The 16,549-nt window shown below is 63.1% G+C and carries 17 protein-coding genes; 11 read left to right on the forward strand and 6 right to left on the reverse strand.

Going from position 1 to position 16,549, the window contains the following annotated elements; all coding sequences use genetic code 11:
* Positions 1–26: 26 nt before the first annotated feature.
* On the reverse strand, positions 27–1,514 hold the full coding sequence (locus tag MC269_RS10885; RefSeq protein WP_239952410.1) for a PLP-dependent aminotransferase family protein: 1,488 nt from the start codon (positions 1,512–1,514) through the stop codon (positions 27–29).
* Between the two features lie 272 nt (positions 1,515–1,786).
* Between MC269_RS10885 and gabP the strand changes: the two genes are divergently transcribed.
* The 5 genes from gabP to MC269_RS10910 all read left to right on the forward strand — a co-directional run bounded on the left by gabP (position 1,787) and on the right by MC269_RS10910 (position 5,273).
* The gene (gene gabP / locus MC269_RS10890) at positions 1,787–3,202 is read left to right on the forward strand and encodes a GABA permease (protein ID WP_239952411.1); all 1,416 of its coding nucleotides are present in this window, start codon (positions 1,787–1,789) and stop codon (positions 3,200–3,202) included.
* Between the two features lie 116 nt (positions 3,203–3,318).
* On the forward strand, positions 3,319–4,002 hold the full coding sequence (locus MC269_RS10895) for a haloacid dehalogenase type II (RefSeq protein ID WP_239952412.1): 684 nt from the start codon (positions 3,319–3,321) through the stop codon (positions 4,000–4,002).
* A gap of 42 nt (positions 4,003–4,044) precedes the next feature.
* Positions 4,045–4,734, forward strand: a complete 690-nt coding sequence (locus MC269_RS10900) for a YetF domain-containing protein (protein WP_239952413.1) — start codon at positions 4,045–4,047, stop codon at positions 4,732–4,734.
* Between the two features lie 36 nt (positions 4,735–4,770).
* Complete coding sequence (locus tag MC269_RS10905) at positions 4,771–4,935, forward strand: hypothetical protein (RefSeq protein ID WP_167376588.1); 165 nt, start codon at positions 4,771–4,773, stop codon at positions 4,933–4,935.
* 89 nt (positions 4,936–5,024) lie between these two features.
* Complete coding sequence (locus MC269_RS10910; RefSeq protein ID WP_081141090.1) at positions 5,025–5,273, forward strand: YqjD family protein; 249 nt, start codon at positions 5,025–5,027, stop codon at positions 5,271–5,273.
* Between the two features lie 68 nt (positions 5,274–5,341).
* On the opposite strand, the gene MC269_RS10915 is transcribed toward MC269_RS10910, so the two are convergent.
* On the reverse strand, positions 5,342–5,524 hold the full coding sequence (locus MC269_RS10915) for a DUF1289 domain-containing protein (protein ID WP_081141089.1): 183 nt from the start codon (positions 5,522–5,524) through the stop codon (positions 5,342–5,344).
* Positions 5,525–5,626: 102 nt separating this feature from the next.
* On the opposite strand from MC269_RS10915, the gene MC269_RS10920 reads away from it, so the two are divergent.
* Both MC269_RS10920 and MC269_RS10925 read left to right on the forward strand, forming a co-directional pair.
* The gene (locus MC269_RS10920) at positions 5,627–5,902 is read left to right on the forward strand and encodes a metal/formaldehyde-sensitive transcriptional repressor (RefSeq protein WP_239952414.1); all 276 of its coding nucleotides are present in this window, start codon (positions 5,627–5,629) and stop codon (positions 5,900–5,902) included.
* 19 nt (positions 5,903–5,921) lie between these two features.
* Complete coding sequence (locus MC269_RS10925) at positions 5,922–6,272, forward strand: DUF3147 family protein (RefSeq protein ID WP_081141087.1); 351 nt, start codon at positions 5,922–5,924, stop codon at positions 6,270–6,272.
* A gap of 6 nt (positions 6,273–6,278) precedes the next feature.
* Here MC269_RS10925 and MC269_RS10930 read toward each other — a convergent pair whose 3' ends face one another.
* Positions 6,279–7,559 (reverse strand): MFS transporter, encoded by a 1,281-nt coding sequence (locus tag MC269_RS10930; RefSeq protein WP_239952415.1) that lies wholly within the window; start codon positions 7,557–7,559, stop codon positions 6,279–6,281.
* A gap of 65 nt (positions 7,560–7,624) precedes the next feature.
* Positions 7,625–8,812: an FAD-dependent oxidoreductase gene (locus MC269_RS10935; RefSeq protein WP_239952416.1), complete on the reverse strand. Its 1,188-nt coding sequence runs from the start codon at positions 8,810–8,812 to the stop codon at positions 7,625–7,627.
* A gap of 151 nt (positions 8,813–8,963) precedes the next feature.
* Between MC269_RS10935 and MC269_RS10940 the strand changes: the two genes are divergently transcribed.
* A complete protein-coding gene (locus MC269_RS10940) occupies positions 8,964–9,728 on the forward strand; it encodes an SDR family NAD(P)-dependent oxidoreductase (protein ID WP_239952417.1) in 765 nt (254 codons plus the stop codon).
* 53 nt (positions 9,729–9,781) lie between these two features.
* Positions 9,782–10,069, forward strand: a complete 288-nt coding sequence (locus tag MC269_RS10945) for a hypothetical protein (RefSeq protein ID WP_081141083.1) — start codon at positions 9,782–9,784, stop codon at positions 10,067–10,069.
* A 27-nt stretch (positions 10,070–10,096) separates the two neighbouring features.
* Here the strand turns inward: MC269_RS10945 and MC269_RS10950 are convergent, their stop codons facing one another.
* Positions 10,097–10,354 (reverse strand): hypothetical protein, encoded by a 258-nt coding sequence (locus MC269_RS10950; protein ID WP_081141082.1) that lies wholly within the window; start codon positions 10,352–10,354, stop codon positions 10,097–10,099.
* A 97-nt stretch (positions 10,355–10,451) separates the two neighbouring features.
* Positions 10,452–11,813, reverse strand: coding sequence for a sugar porter family MFS transporter (locus tag MC269_RS10955; protein ID WP_371824381.1), 1,362 nt, complete (start codon positions 11,811–11,813; stop codon positions 10,452–10,454).
* A gap of 437 nt (positions 11,814–12,250) precedes the next feature.
* Between MC269_RS10955 and treZ the strand changes: the two genes are divergently transcribed.
* Together treZ and treY are read left to right on the forward strand one after the other, a co-directional pair.
* Positions 12,251–14,038 (forward strand): malto-oligosyltrehalose trehalohydrolase, encoded by a 1,788-nt coding sequence (gene treZ, locus MC269_RS10960; protein ID WP_239952419.1) that lies wholly within the window; start codon positions 12,251–12,253, stop codon positions 14,036–14,038.
* A complete protein-coding gene (gene treY / locus MC269_RS10965; RefSeq protein WP_239952420.1) occupies positions 14,035–16,533 on the forward strand; it encodes a malto-oligosyltrehalose synthase in 2,499 nt (832 codons plus the stop codon). Before treZ ends, treY begins: the two co-directional genes overlap by 4 nt.
* The last annotated feature ends 16 nt before the right edge of the window (positions 16,534–16,549 follow it).

Consider the following 16,549-nt stretch of genomic DNA (forward strand, 5'->3'; position numbering starts at 1 on the left):
GCCGCCGCGCCCCTTTTCTACGCGCGCTAAGGCGCCGCCGTCGTAACGCCCGCCTCAACTAAACAGCCCTTCAGCACGCCAAACGCATCCTGACACTGCCGTTCATTGACGCAGGCGTAGCCGAGCAGCAGGCCGCGCTGGCTCTGCTGATGCATATAGTACTGCGACAGCGCGCGGACCTTAACGCCGCGCTTCAGCGCCTGGGCGGCAATCGCCACATCGTCACAGCCGGCGGGCAGCCTCAGCACCAGATGTAATCCAGCCTCATGGTTTGCCGGCGGTAAAAAAGAGGGCCCCAGATAGCGCTCAATCAGCCGGCATAAAAACTGACGCCGCTGGCCATAGAGCAAGCGCATACGGCGGATGTGATCCATGTAATGCCCCTGGCGAATAAACTCGCCCAGCGCGCGCTGTATCAGCAGATGACCGCCGCGATAAAGCTCGGCCGCCGCCGTGCGCAGCGGGTCGGCCAGCATCTTCGGCACCACCATGTAGCCAATGCGCAGCGCCGGATAGAGCGTCTTGCTGAACGTGCCCATATAGATCACCGGCGCGTCCTCCTCCAGCCCCTGCAGCGACGGCCAGGGCTTGCCTGAGAAGCGAAACTCGCTGTCGTAATCATCCTCGATAATCCAGCTCTGGTGACGCCGCGCCAGCGCCAGCAGCGCCTTACGTCGCGCCAGGCTCAGATGAGCCCCTAACGGATACTGATGCGACGGCGTGACAAACACCATGCGCGGCGGCGGCCCGGAGACGGGCACGATCCCCTCCTCATCCACCGGCACGGCGCGAATTTTCAGGCCATTTTTACGCAGCACATTGCGCGTGCCCCAGTAGCCGGGTTCTTCCATCCAGACCAGGTCGCCGGGATCGCCCAGCACGCAGCTCACCAGATCTACCGCCTGATGGATCCCTTCGGTGATCAGGATTTGATCGGCGTCGGCCTTAACCGAACGCGCGACGCGCAGATACTCCGCCAGCGCATGGCGCAGATCGGGGCAGCCGCCGCCGCTGCTGTAGATCAGCCGGTGCACATCGGGATCGCGATTGAGCCTGGCCTGAATCTGGCTAAACAGCTTATGCGGAAACTCGGTGACGTCGGGCGCGCCGGGCACGAAGGCGCCCCACTGATAGGGAGAGGCGGTGGCGTGGCCTAACAGCATCGCGCCGCGTTTTGACAGGGTCGCCGGTAGCGGCGTGGCCGCCGGCTGGAGCAGCTCGACGGCCTGGCTTTGCAAACAGATTTCCGGCAGCGTTTCCGCCACCCAGGTGCCGCTGCCGGTGCGCGCCGTCACGTAGCCCTGCGCCATCAGGCTGTCATAAACATGCAGTACGGTGTTGCGCGACACCCCCAGCTCGCGTGCGATATCGCGCGTGGGCGGCAGACGCCCGCCGCGGGGAAACACCCCCTCAATGATTGCGGCCTGAATGCAGGCCAGCAGTCGCTGCTGCAACGAACCACTCTGTAAACCCTGTAGTCGTTCTAATAGGTGATCGGCATAAAGCAGCTGCAATTGGCTCCCTCCTCCTTGCTGAAATTGGCTCTGGCAACTTAGCGCCTGACGCGCATAAATAGACGCGTTTGTCGTGAATTGTAAAGAAAACATATCAGCGAGGTTAATAAGATGAACGCGCAAAAACGTCTGATGCCGCATCGGCATCGCCCCGATCGCCTGGTATGTCATCACGCCCTGATGGCCTTACTCTCTCCGGCTCGCTGCGGCGCGCCTGCCCCCCTGCTCGTCCTGGGCGCAAACGCCCTGGAAACCGTTCTGGAGACATGTTGATGACGAGTATGCAGACGTCGAATGAAGATGCACTGGCCCAAAACCTCAAGCCGCGCCATGTGCGCATGCTCTCAATTGCGGGCGTGATTGGCGCCGGCCTGTTTGTGGGGTCCGGCCATGCGATTGCCGAAGCGGGCCCGGCGGTGCTGATCGCCTACGCTGCCGCTGGCGCGCTGGTGGTGCTGATTATGCGTATGCTGGCGGAAATGGCGGTCTCCCTGCCCGATTCCGGCTCTTTCTCTACCTATGCCGACCACGCGCTGGGCCGCTGGGCGGGCTTCACCATTGGCTGGCTTTACTGGTGGTTCTGGGTGCTGGTTATTCCGCTGGAGGCGAACGCGGCGGGCACCATCCTGCACGCGTGGTTCCCGCAGGTGGCCATCTGGCAATTTACCCTCGCCATTACGCTGATTTTGACCGCCACCAACCTGCTGAGCGTGAAGAACTATGGCGAATTTGAATTCTGGTTCGCGCTGCTGAAGGTCACGGCGATTATCCTGTTTTTAGGCGCCGCCGGCCTCGCCGTGCTCGGCTATATGCCCAACAGCAGCACCAGCGGTTTGCAGCATCTTTACGATACGCAAGGGTTTATGCCAAACGGCATGGAAAAGGTGATGGCGGCGATCCTGACCACCATGTTCTCCTTTATGGGCACCGAGATTATTACTATCGCGGCCGCTGAATCGAAAAACCCCGGCAGGCAGATTACCCAGGCGACCAATTCGGTGATCTGGCGTATCGCGCTGTTCTACCTGCTGTCGATTTTCTTCGTGGTCGCGCTGGTGCCGTGGAACGCGCCGGGGCTCAGAGAACAAGGCTCCTACCAGACCGTGCTGCAGGCTATGAACATCCCGCACGCCAAACTGATCGTCGACGTGGTAGTGTTGATCGCCGTCTGTAGCTGTCTCAATTCAGCGCTCTATACCTCTTCACGCATGCTCTATTCGTTGTCGCGTCGTAAAGATGCGCCGGCGGCGGCGTCACGCACCACGCGCAGCGGCACGCCCTGGATTGCGGTGCTGCTCTCAACGGCGACCGCCTTTGTCGCGGTGGTGGCGAACTATCTGGCGCCGAGCGTGGTGTTTGAGTTTTTGCTGGCAAGCTCTGGCGCCATTGCGCTGCTGGTTTATCTGGTGATCGCCGTCTCGCATCTGGTGCTGCGCAAGAAACGCGAAAAAGCGGGCGAAACGCTGAGCTACCGCATGTGGCTGTTCCCTGGCCTCACCTGGCTGACCATACTGTTTATCCTTACCGTGCTGGTGTGCATGCTGTTCAACGCGCAGCATCAAAGCGAACTGCTGGCGACCGGCGCCCTGACGCTGGTGATTATCATCGCCAGCCTGCTGATGCCGCGTAAAAAACAGCAGCAGCAGAAAGCACGCGTCTACGCCGTGCGCTCCTCCGAAAATGCCTGACCCGCACCGGGGCGCGACGGCCTGTGTGGCTGACGCGCCTCCTCTTCTCGCCCGCCTGGTTGAGCGAACGCACCGCGCCTTCTACCCTTAAACAAACTCTTGAGAGCGGAGGCGAGATGACAGGCGGTCAACACAGTGCAGTAATCTTCTTTGACGTTAACGAAACCCTGCTGGACACCACAGAACTCAAAGCCTACCTGGCGCGACGGCTCGACAACCGGCCGGATCTCGCCGAAGGCTGGTTTACCTCCCTTTTGCACTACTCGCTGGTGGAGTCGGCGACCGGCAGCTGGCACAGCTTCGGCGAGATTGCGGAAGCGGTGCTGCAGATGACGGCTGAACGCTACGGCATCACCCTGCGCGACGATGGCCGCTCGGTTGCTGAGACGCTGGCGGCGATGCCGGCCCATTCCGACGCCGCCGACGGCCTCTCTGCCCTGCGCAACATGGGCTATACCCTGGTGGCGCTCACCAACTCCTCGGCGGCGCTGGCGGAAGAACAGCTCAACGCCACCGCGCTGCGGCCCTTTTTCAGCCGGGTGCTCAGCGTGGAGCAGCCGCAACGCTACAAACCGGATCTGCGCGTCTATCAGTGGGCCATGAGCGAGATGGGCCAGCCCGCCGCGCAATCGCTAATGGTGGCGGCGCACGGCTGGGATGTGGGCGGCGCCAAACGGGCGGGCATGCACACGGCGTTTATCGCCCGTAAGGGTCAGGCGCTCTACCCGCTGGCGCCCGCGCCTGACTATGTGGCCAGCGACCTGCGCCAGCTGGCGACGCTGATTAAACCGTTGCGCTAAGTCTGTTTATCAATGGAGCCAGGCGAGCAAACAGGAGAAAAAATGGCAGACTTCGACCTGCATAAGTTTCTGATTAACGACCAGCCCTACACCTTTCTGTTTGAAGTGATCATCCGCGTGTTTATCGCCTACAGCGTGGTGTTTATTTTTCTCAAAATCTCCGGCAGACGCGGCGTGCAGCAGCTGTCGCTGTTTGAAGTGGTGATCATACTGACGCTGGGATCCGCCTCCGGCGACGTGACCTTTTACGACGACGTGCCGGTTCTGCCGGTGATCATGGTGTTTGTGGTGCTGCTGCTGCTCTATCGCCTGACCACCTGGGCGATGTCCCACTCGCCTGCGCTGTCGAAGCTGATTGAGGGCGACGTCGTCACGCTGATTTCTAATGGCAAATATGTCGCGGCCAACCTCGACAAGCTCAATATTTCCGAGGATGAATTTCTGATGGAGCTGCGACAGGACGGCGCGGAGCACCTCGGTCAGATCCGCCTCGGCCTGGTGGAGGTGGATGGGCAGCTCAGCCTCTACTTCTATAAAGACGAGGATGTGGTGCCAGGCCTTTCGGTGTTGCCGGCAGAGCATCGCCCCTGCTTTACCCTGATCCCCCATGACGGCCGCTACGCCTGCAACCGCTGCGGCCTGACGCAACCGCTGCACGCCGGCGACCAGCTCGACTGCCCGGAGTGCGGTCGCAACGTCTGGTCGCTGGCGCTGGAAACGCGGCGCACCTGAACGGATTAACCCTTTTTATTCAACCGGGAGAAGCAGATGAAACAGCTGGTAATGATTTTTTTACTCGGGATGGGCGCGGTCGCCGCGACGGCCTGCGCGCCGCGTCCGCATGACGCGCCAGCGCCGCCACACGCGCCCAGCGGGCAACAACCGCCAGGCGCGCCGGGCGGCAGCGGCCCGGTCGGTCAGCCGCAATCTTGAGCAGAAAAACGTAACAAAAGCGTAAGCATCCAGCATAACCGTCGGGCTTTGCTACGCTTTAGTGAGTGCTAACCCAAAGGAGACGAACTATGTCAGGAAAAATCGAAGATACCGTAAAAGAAGTTGCCGGTGCCGCTGAGCAGCAATGGGGCGAAGCCACCGATTCTCCGCGTCATCGCGTTCGCGGCGCAGCGCGCCGTTATTCCAACCAGGCGTCCTATGCTGCGCGCGACGCGGCTGACTGCATTAAAGACCAGGTTCAGTCCAATCCGCTGGCCGGTCTGGCCGTGGCGGCGGGCGTCGGCGTCTTTATCGGTTTCCTGCTGGGCCGTAAATAACCCAGCGCGCCTTCTCGCGTGACGCGAGAGGCCGGGAAGGGGCAGCCGTCCCTTCCCTTCTCTTTCTGCTACTTCTGCGCCTTCTGCAATATTGTCATCCGTCCTGCCAGCGCACGCGCTATCGCTTTTTGCCGGTAAGGCGTCAGCTTTCGCCACGTCTGTGCCTCTTCCCGGCTGCGCCCGCATCCCTCGCACCAGCCTGTTTTCCCGTCAAACACGCATAAATCGATACAGGGCGATTTTACCGCCATACCACACCTCCAGTGAGTGAGTTGCAAACCGCCCCGTAAGGCCGTAGAATTTACGCCTATATACTATACCCCAGTATAGTAATGATCAACGGGAGATCTGGAATGGGACATACCCTGAAAAACCAAAAAAGCCTGCTGAACCGCGTACGCCGCATCAAAGGCCAGGCGGCCTCGCTGGAAACGGCGCTGACGTCAGGTGAAGAGTGTCTGAAGGTGCTGCAGCAGGTAGCAGCGGTGCGCGGCGCCGTTAACGGGCTGATGAGCGAGCTGCTGGAGGGCCATATCCGCGAGCATCTGATGAATGAAGAGACCACGCCGCAGGCGCGCAGCGACGATATGGAAGCGATTGTCGCGGTGATCCGCTCCTACCTGAAATAACCTCCTCTGAGAGAAAAACATGCTCTGGCTTATCTCAAAATATGCGATCACCGCCTTTATGGTGGTGCTGATTTCCGAAACCGCGAAGCGCAGCGATCGCCTTGGCGGCCTGCTGGCGGCCCTGCCGCTGGTGACCGTGCTGGTGCTGATCTGGATGAAACTCGAAGGCCAGGCGCAGGAGAAGATCGCCGCCCACGCCTGGTACACCTTCTGGTATGTGGTGCCGACGCTGCCGATGTTTATTCTGTTTCCGTTTCTCTACCAGCGCACCGGCTTCTGGCCGACGCTGGGCCTCTCCTGCCTGCTCACCGTCGTGCTCTTTGCGCTATGGGCCTTGCTGTTAAAGCGTTTTGGCATTGCACTGATGTAGCGGCGGCTAGAGCCGCTGCTGCGCCACGCCTTTCTCCAGCGTCATCAGCGCCGGAATGGTGACCAGCGCCGTCGCCATCACATACCAGGCGGGGATATCCAGATTGCCGGTCTGCTTCATCAGGCCGGTGATAATCAGCCCCGCGCAGCCGGAGAACAGCGCGTTCGACAGCGAATAGGCCAACCCCAGCCCGGTGTAGCGCACATGGGTGGGGAACATCTCCGCCAGCATCGCCGGGCCGGGCCCCGCCAGCATCCCCACGAGAGCGCCCGCGATAAACACCACCAGCGCGCTGACCGCCAGCGAAGTCGCTTCAGCCTGCAAAATTTTTAGCAGCGGGAACGCCAGCAGCAGCAGCAGCACGCTGGCGACCAGCATCACGCGGCGGCGTCCGAGGCGATCGCTGAGCCAGCCCGCAGGCAGAATGGCGGCGGCAAAGCCGAGGTTAGAGATCACCGCAATCAGCAGCGCCTGGTTAAAGCCGGTGTGCAGCGCCGACTGCAAATAGGTCGGCATGATCACTAAATAGGTATAGCCCGCCGCCGACCAGAGCATCACGCGCGCGATCGCCAGCAGGATAATCTTCACCGTCTGCGCGGCGTCGGCGCGCGGCCGCGGCTGCTGACGCTGGCGCATAAAGCTCGGCGTTTCCTCCATGCTCAGCCGCAGCCAGAGCGCAATCAGCCCGAGCGGCAGCGCCAGCAGAAAAGGCACGCGCCAGCCCCACGCCAGCATCGCCTCACCGCTCAGCTGCGCGGAGAGCAGCGCCACCACGCCCGCGCCCGCCAGCAGCCCCAGCGCCACGGTAAAGGATTGCCACGCGCCGTAGAGTCCACGCCGGCCCGGTGGCGCGAACTCGGTCATCAGCGACACCGCGCCGCCATATTCGCCGCCCGCGAACAGGCCCTGCAGAATACGCAGCCCGGTGAGGATTAGCGGCGCGGCGACGCCCAGCGCGGCGCTGGTCGGCACCAGCCCGATCAGCGTGGTCGCCAGCGTCATCAGCAGCAGCACGGCGATCAGCGTTGGCTTGCGGCCGATGCGGTCGCCGATGCGGCCGAAAATCACCGCGCCGAGCGGACGAAAAAAGAAGGCGATGGCGAACGAGGCGTAGGTCAGGATCAGGCTGCTGAGCGCCGAGGCGCCCTGCAGCTGAAAAAAGTTCTGGGCGATCAGCGTGGCGAGAAAGCCGTAGACGGCAAACTCGTACCACTCGATAAAGTTGCCGACCGATCCGGCAACCAGCGCGCGGCGCTGGCGCTGCGCCAGCAGCTGAGGGTTTTCCACAGAGGTATCCTTAATAACGGGCCGCTCAATGGGGTCAAGTATAGGCGCGCGCCGTGCGTCTCACCTCAGCGCGGCGTTTCCATGCGAAAGCCGATGCCGAGCAGGCGGCCAAAGACAAAGCGCAAAAACGGCCATTTGCGCAGCATGCCCGGCATCGGGTTTTTACCGCTGCCTCCCGCCTTTTTGCGGCTCATTTTAATCTGCAAAAACTGGGTGGCGACGGTGGGAAACTGGCGCCGTTTCTGCACCCGCGCCAGATCGCGCAGCGTGACCCTGCCGCGCCGCAGCGGCGGCGTCAGCAGGTTGGCGGCGGCCACCGCGTCCTGGATCGCCAGATTGACGCCGACCCCGCCGATGGGCGACATCGCGTGCGCCGCATCGCCAATACAGAGCAGCCCCGGCTTCATCCACTTCTCCAGCCGGTCGATGCGAATCAGCAGCAGCCGGATCTGCGACCAGTCGTCGATCGCCTCCAGCCGGGCGGCGCTGAACGGCGCCACGGCGGCAATGCGCTGCTTCAGCGCCGCCAGCCCGCTGCGCTGCAGCGCCTCAAACTCCCCTTTCTCGATGGTAAAGCCGCACTGCCAGTAGTCGCCGCGATCGATAACGATAAAGTTCTGGCGCGGCCCGGCATGGCCGCTGCCCATCACGGGATCGTCCGGCTGCTTGTCGAGACGGAACCAGATGACGTCGCGCGGCGCGCCAAACGACCGGCTGGTCAGCCCCGCCTGCGCCCTGACCGCCGAATGGCGTCCGTCCGCGCCGATCACCAGCTGGGCGCGGATGGTCAGCGGCTCGCCGTCGCGCAGCGCCGTGACGCCGCACACCCGATCCTGCTCGACGATCAGCTCGCTGAGCGCGGTCGAGGTCAGCAGCGTAAAGCCGGGAAAGGCGGCGCATTCGCCCGCCAGAAAGTTCAGAAAGTCCCACTGCGGCATAAAGGCGATAAAGCGGCAGCGCACCGGCAGCCGCGAGAAGTCCGCCATTGTCACCTCCTCGCCGCCCATCTCCGCCTTGAGCGTCTCCGCGCGCTGATGCGGCAGCGCCAGTAGCTTCTCCAGCAGGCCAAGATGGTGCATCACCTCCAGCGTCGAGGGGTGAATGGTGTCGCCGCGAAAATCGCGCAGGAAATCGGCGTGTTTTTCAATGACCACCACCTGCAGGCCCGCGCGCGCCAGCAGATATGCGGTCATCAGCCCCGCCGGGCCGCCGCCGACGATGCAGCAGTCAGCGGAAAGCGTGTGTCGTGACATAGTGGCTCCTCGGTTATCGCCACACAGTGTAGGCCAGCTGTCAGCCATAAAGTACAGAGCAGTTGCAGGGATATTGCCGTCTGGCTTGAACGATCCCGTCTGGCTGCCAGGCTTAAGGGTAATGTTAATACCCCTACAATAAGGAGAGAGCATGTCGAGATTTACTGGAAAAGTCGTCGTTGTCACCGGGGCGGGATCGGGTATTGGTCAGGCCACGGCGCTACAGTTTTCCCGTGAAGGCGCGGCGGTGGTGCTGGTCGGCAGAACCGAGGAAAAACTGCAGAAAACCCTGTCCCAGCTGGCAGCAGGCGATCATCTGGTGGCGCCGTGCGACGTCGCGGACGTTGACCAGGTCAAGGCGCTGCGCGATCGCGTCGCCGAAAAATATGGGCGTGTCGACGTGCTGATTAATAACGCGGGCAGCGTGGTGCAGGGCCGCATTCACGAGGTGCAGCCGGACGACTGGCGCAAGCTGATGCAGGTCGATCTGGACGGCGTCTACTTCTGCATCCACCACTTTATGCCCGACCTGCTGAAAACTCAGGGCAACGTGGTCAATATCTCGTCAGTCTCCGGCCTCGGCGGCGACTGGGGCATGAGCGTCTATAACGCGGCGAAAGGCGCGGTCACCAATTTCACCCGCTCGCTGGCGATGGACTACGGCGCCGACGGCGTGCGCGTCAACGCTATCTGTCCCGGCTTTACGCTGACCGATCTGACAGAAGATATGAAGGATGACGAGGCGCTGCTGGAACGCTTCTACGACCGCATTCCGCTGCGCCGCGCCGGTCAGCCGGACGACATCGCCAGCGCCATACTGTTTATCGCCAGCGACGACGCACGCTATATCACCGGCGTCAATTTGCCGGTCGACGGCGGCATCACCGCCTCCAACGGCCAGCCCAAACAGGCATAACGCGCCCCGAGCGGCATGGCATGGTGCGATGCCGCTCAGGCTCAGGAGAGAGTATGAACCAGGATTATCTGATTTTCGGCGCAGGCTATCATGGCGAAGTGAAAAGCTTCGAAGCCGGCCAGGTGGAAGTGGAAGTCGAGATCAAAGCGCCGGAAGAGACCGAGAGCAGCACCTCGCCGAACCGCGCCGAGCTGCAGCGCTACGTGCTGCCGGTGACGGTGATCGCCGTGGACGGCAAACGCTATAACGTGGCGACGGAAGAGAACCCCAGCGAAGATGAAGTTAAACAGGCGGTCGAGCGCTGGCAGGCGCAGCCGATTCAGGCCGACGAACTGCTGTAAGCCGCTGGGGCGCGGCGTCGCCAGACTTCAGACGCCCGCCTCAGCCTTCTGCATCTCCACCAGCACCAGCGGACACTTCCTCACTTTACAGGCGTGGCTGTAGGCCAGCGCACACACCGAACAGAGATCGCCCTCTGACTCATATTCATACTCTGTGAAATAACGAACGCCGGCTCGCTGTGACTGCGCGGCGCGGAATGACGCTTCAGCCAGAATCAGATCCAGCTCCCGGAAGGTCAGCGCGGAGGGATTATGAAATCCCACTTTGATTCGATAAGTAGCCATGCTGCGATTATTCCCGGACGGCGCGTTGGCCGCCAGACGGTAATAGTATTTGGTGTGATAGCTGCGGATTATCAGCGAGATAATCCGCAGCCTGCGCTTATGCCGCGTCGCTAGCGGCGGTTTTATCCGCTTCGCCGAAGCGCTCGCGCATCAGGGTTTCGATCTGCTCCAGCGATTTGCCGCGCGTTTCCGGCAGCATAAGGATGACAAACGCCAGCGACGCCACGTTGATCGCCGCGAAGATAAAGAAAGTGCTGTTGCCGGCCAGCGCCAGCAGCGGCGGGAAGGCAAAGGCGACCGCCGCGTTGCAGATCCACTGGAAAGAGACCGCCGCGCCGGTCAGCACGCCGCGCACCTGCATCGGGAACAGCTCCGACATCAGCAGCCAGTAGACCGGCGAAATGCACATCTGCATAAAGAACAGGAACAGCATAATGCAGGCGAGCGCCAGCAGGCTCTGCGTCAGGTTCTGCGGCATAAATACCAGCACCGACCCGAGCGCCAGCTGCGCGGCAATCACCACGCAAAGGCCGGTGATCAGCATCGGACGGCGGCCGAAGCGGCCAACCGCGCGAATGCCCGCCATCACCGCCAGCACCGAGACCACGCCGTTGCCGATGGTGGCGGCAATAGAGGCGCTGGTGCCCATGCCGGTGGTTTTCAGGATAATCGGCGTGTAGTACATAAAAGCGTTGACGCCGGTGAACTGGATCACGATGCCCATGCCGGCGCCCAGCAGCAGCAGGCGCACCACCCACTTCTCGCGCAGTAGCTCGCCGGCTGACGGGCCGCGCTCCGCCTCGCGCGCCTGTTTGCGCATCGCCGCCATCTCTTTACGCACCTCGCGCGGGGTTTCGCGCAGCCTTTTCATGATGCGCATCGCCTCTTTGACGCGCCCTTCCGCCACCAGCCAGTGCGGTGAAGCCGGCACGAAGAAGGTGCCGATAAACAGCAGCGCGCCAGGGATCATCGCCAGCGCCAGCATATAGCGCCACATTTTCGGATCGTGCAGCAGGTAGCTCATCAGGGCGCTGACCACGTAGGCGAGCAGCTGGCCGGAGACGATCATCAGCTCGTTGCGGCTCACCAGCGGCGCGCGATGGCGCGGGCCGGCGATCTCGGCGATAAACACCGGCACGGTGGAGGATCCGCCGCCCACCGCAATGCCGAGCAGCAGGCGCATGGCGATCATGATCTCAACGTTGGGCGCCACGGCGGTGCCGATGGCGCCCGCGACAAACACCAGCGCCAGGCTGCGCAGGGTAATGCGGCGACCGAAGCGATCGGAGACGTAGCCGCTGAGAAATGCGCCGACCGCGGCGCCGAAGATCAGCGAAGAGGTCACCAGCCCTTCGGTGAACGGCGAGAGATCGAGGCCGCCCTGATCGGGCGGCAGCGTCATATAGGGCAGCGCGCCGGAAATAATGCCGGTGTCGTAGCCAAAGGCGAGCGCGCCCATGGTTGCCACCAGCACGACAAAAAAGAGCCGCTGGCGAACGGTATCGGCCGACGGCGCGCCGTTATCGGTTGATTCAGGTTTAGTCTGATCCACAGTCACTCCATGAGGTTTAACATCCTGAATTTGCGCACAATTCCACCAACTCAGGCAAGAGTAACAAGTATAGATGCACTTTTGGATTTGTGACGGAGGTCACCTAAATTTCCGGCGGGCGCGATAATGGCCGCCGCGCGGCCTCAGCAACTCCTCCAGCGTGGACTATGATTGATTTTCGTATGGCGTCGTAGAGAGCCGCATACGGCGCGGCCGCAGCAGACACGCGTGCCGCCGACGACGTATCAGAATCGTTTCCGTCTTACCCTTTGCAGCCTGCATCGCCGGACCTGAGCCGCGCGGTGTGGTTTATCGATCACTTTTGATTCAGACGAGGTTATTGAATGGAGTCAGCACACTTTTCCAAGAGCTGGGGCGCTGAAGTTGTCGCCGACGATGCCGTTCGCTTTCGTCTCTGGGCACCCGGCCAGCAGCAGGTGACGCTGCGCCTTAACGGCCAGGAGACGCCGATGCGTTCGGCTGAGGATGGCTGGTTCGAACTGCTTGCCGACGGGGTCGCGCCCGGCAGCGAATATAACTTTGTACTGGCTGACGGCACGGTGGTGCCGGATCCCGCTTCGCGCGCGCAAAAAGAGTCGGTCAACGGCCCGTCGCTGGTCGTCGATCCCACGCGCTATCGCTGGCAGCATCAGGACTGGCAGGGCCGCGCCTGGGAAGAGAGCGTGGTGTACGAGCTGCATATCGGCACCTTTACCCCGCAGGGCACCTTCCAGGCGGCGATTGAAAAGCTGCCCTATCTGGCGGAGCTGGGCATCACCATGATCGAAGTGCTGCCGGTGTCGCAGTTCGGCGGCAACCGCGGCTGGGGCTACGACGGCGTGCTGCTCTATGCGCCGCATGCCGCCTACGGCACGCCTGACGACTTCAAAGCCTTTATCGACGCCGCGCACGGTCACGGGCTGTCGGTGGTGCTCGATATCGTGCTGAACCACTTCGGCCCGGAGGGCAACTACCTGCCGCTGCTGGCGCCCGACTTCTTCCACAAAGAGCGCGCCACGCCCTGGGGCGCAGGCATCGCCTACGACGTCGACGCCGCGCGCCGCTATATCGTGGAGGCACCGCTCTACTGGCTGCAGGAGTATCGCCTCGACGGGCTGCGCTTCGACGCCATCGATCAGATCGAAGACACCTCTGAGAAACATGCGCTGATTGAGATCGCCGAGCGCATTCGCGCAGCGATCGCCGACCGGCCGATCCATCTCACCACCGAAGACAGCCGCAACGTAGTGTTCCTCCATCCGCGCGATGAACAGGGCAACGCCCCGCTGTTCAGCGGCGAATGGAACGACGACTTCCACAACGCCGTCCACGTCTTCGCCACCGGCGAAACCCACGCCTATTACCAGGATTTCACCCCGCACCCGGAAAAATATGTCGCCCGCGTGCTGGCGGAAGGCTTCGCCTATCAGGGCGAAGTCTCACCCCACAGCGGCGAGGCGCGCGGCGTCGACAGCCGCAGCCAGCCGCCTGCGGCCTTTGTCGATTTTATCCAGAACCACGATCAGGTCGGCAACCGCGCGCTGGGGGACAGGCTGATTAGCCTTATCGGCGCGGATCGCAATAAGGTGCTGCTCGCCACGCTGCTGCTCTCGCCCCATATTCCGCTGCTGTTTATGGGCGAAGAGTATGGCGAAACCAATCCCTTCCTCTTCTTTACCGATTTCCACGGCGATCTGGCAAAAGCGGTGCGCGAGGGACGCGCGAAGGAGTTCGCCGGTCACGCGGGGCATGAAGGCGAAAGCGTGCCGGACCCGAACGCGGAAGAGACCTTTACCCGCTCGAAGCTCGACTGGAACAAGCCGCAGAGCAGCGAGGGCAAAGCCTGGCTGCAGCTGTCGCGCCGTCTGCTGGCGCTGCGTCAGCAGCATATCGTGCCGCTGCTCGCCTCGGCGCGCGGCCACGCCGGCCGCGTGGAGCGCAGCGAGGCGGGTTTTATCCAGGTGAGCTGGCGCTTCCCGGCCGGCACCCTGTCGCTGGCGCTCAATATCGGCGAGAAAACGCAGCCGCTGCCTGAGCAGCCCGGCGAGACGATTTTTGCCTGGCCGGAAAACCGCCGCGATCTGCCGCAGAACGCCATTATCGTGCGCCTGCAAAAGGGAGACGCCCAATGAGTATTCCTGCCTCGACCTACCGCATTCAGTTTCGCAACGGCATGACCTTCGACCGCGCGGCGGCGCTGGTGCCCTATATTAAACGGCTCGGCATCACGCATCTTTACGCCTCGCCGATCTTCACCGCCACCCGCGGCTCGACCCACGGCTACGACGTCACCGACGCCAATGAAATCGATCCGGCGATTGGCGGCCGCGCCGGTTTCGACCGGCTGGTGGCGACGCTGCAGCAGGCGGGCCTTGAGCTGATTATCGATATCGTGCCGAACCATATGGCCGCCTCGCTGGAGAATGCCTGGTGGCGCGACGTGATTGAGCACGGCGAGCAGAGCCGCTACGCGCGCTACTTCGACATCGACTGGACGCGCCGCCTGACGCTGCCGTTTTTAGGCGACAGCTTTGACGCGGCGCTGGAAAAAGGTGAAATCGCCATCAAGGCCGATCCGGCCAGCGGCAAACCCGCCTTCGCCTATTACGACAGCTTTTATCCGCTCTCACCGGCGAGCTGGCAGGGAGAGGAAGCGGAGGTGCTGGCGCTGACCGACAAGGCGCAGATCGCCGCGCTGCACGAGCGCCAGCCCTACCGGCTGATGTCGTGGCGCGACGCGCCGCGCGACCTCTCCTACCGCCGCTTTTTTGAAATCACCGGGCTGGCGGGCGTGCGGGTAGAAGATCCGCAGGTATTCGACGACAGCCACCGGCTGATTCTGGAGCTGGTGCATTCGGGCGCGGTGACCGGACTGCGCGTGGATCACGTCGACGGCCTGGCCGATCCCAAAGGCTATCTGCAGCAGCTGCGCCAGCATGCCGGCGCCGAATGCTATATCACGGTGGAGAAAATCCTCGGCGAAGGTGAACAGCTGCCGGCGGACTGGCCGGTTTCCGGCACCACCGGCTATGAATTTATCGCCTCGCTCTCCGATGCGCTGGTGGATGGCCGACAGATCGCCGCGCTGCGCCAAGCCTACGACCAGACGGTCGGCGCGCCGGTGGATATGCGCGCCGAGCTGCGCGCCGCCAAGCAGCTGATGGCGGACAAAAACTTCGAGGGCGAGTTCACCACGCTGCTGAAGCTGGCGGGCGCCATCGCCGAGGCGTCCGGCGAGACGCTGCAGGAAAGCGACCTGCGTGCCGCGCTGCGCGAGCTGCTGGTGGCCTTCCCGGTCTATCGCAGCTACGGCACCCCGGCGGGCATGCCGCCGGAAGGCGCGGCGCTGCTGCGGCGCGTGGCCGACACGGCGCGGCGCGAGGCGCCCGGCCTGCAGCCTGCGGCGCTGGATCTGCTGCTGCGCATTATGATCGGCGATCTCGATGCGGCCGTCGCCCACGACGCTGCCACCTTCCGCACCCGCTTTCAGCAGCTCACCGGCCCGCTGATGGCCAAGTCGGTCGAGGACACGCTCTTTTTCCGCCAGCATATGGCGCTGGCGCTGAATGAGGTCGGCGCCGAGCCGCTGCCGCGCCCCTTCTCGCTGGCGCGCTTCCACGACGAAATGCAGACGCGGCGCGAACGTCAGCCAGACGGCCTGACCGGCACCTCAACGCACGACACCAAGCGCGGCGAAGATGCGCGCGCGCGCCTCTACACCCTGACGGAGTCGCCGCAGCGCTGGGCGCAGCATGTGGCGCGCTGGCGGCAGCTGAACCGCGACGCGGTGGTGGCGCTCGCCAGCGGCCCGGCGCCGGAACCGGCGGTAGAGTGGATGCTCTACCAGGCGCTGGCGGGCGTCTGGCCCGCTTCCGGTGCGCCCGACGCCGCCGAGCTGGCGGCTATCGAACCGCGCTTTACCGGCTTTGTCGAGAAGGCGCTGCGCGAGGCGAAGCTGCGCACCAACTGGGCGGACGGCGACGAGGCCTATGAAACGGCGGTGCTCGACTACGCGCGCCGCCTGCTCTCGCCGGATAACGCCGAATTCCTCGCCGACTTCAGCCAGGCGCTGCTGCCCTTTATCGCCGCCGGGCTGATTAACTCCCTTAGCCAGACGGTGATCAAGCTCACCGCGCCAGGCGTGCCCGATATCTATCAGGGCAGCGAAGCGCTGAATTTCAGCCTGGTCGATCCCGACAACCGTCTGGAGCCGGACTTCGACGCGCTGCAGCGCATGCTGGACCAAACCGGCGATTTCTCCGCGCCGGAAGGGTGGCAAAGCGGCCAGCTCAAGCAGCAGGTTATCGCCACGCTGCTGCCGCTGCGCCAGCAGCACGCCGCGCTGTTCCGCCACGGCGACTATCTGCCGCTGGTGATCGGCGGGACCGAGGCGTCGCATGCCCTCGCCTTTGCCCGCACCGATGCGCAGCACGCGCTGATCGTGGTGGTGCCGCGCCTCGCCTTTGCCCGTCAGCGCTACGGCGAGAGCACGGCGATTGCCCTGACAGAGCCGCTGGCGCAGCGCCGCTATCGCAATGTTTTTACGGGAGAAATGTGTGACCTGACCGATCGGCTTAGCCTTGTCGCGCTTAACAGCGGCGCGCCGCTGGTGCTTATCAGCGTCTGACAGAATGGAATACACC

The sequence above is a fragment of the Pantoea sp. Z09 genome, from assembly GCF_022394795.1.
GTDB lineage: Bacteria > Pseudomonadota > Gammaproteobacteria > Enterobacterales > Enterobacteriaceae > Pantoea > Pantoea latae.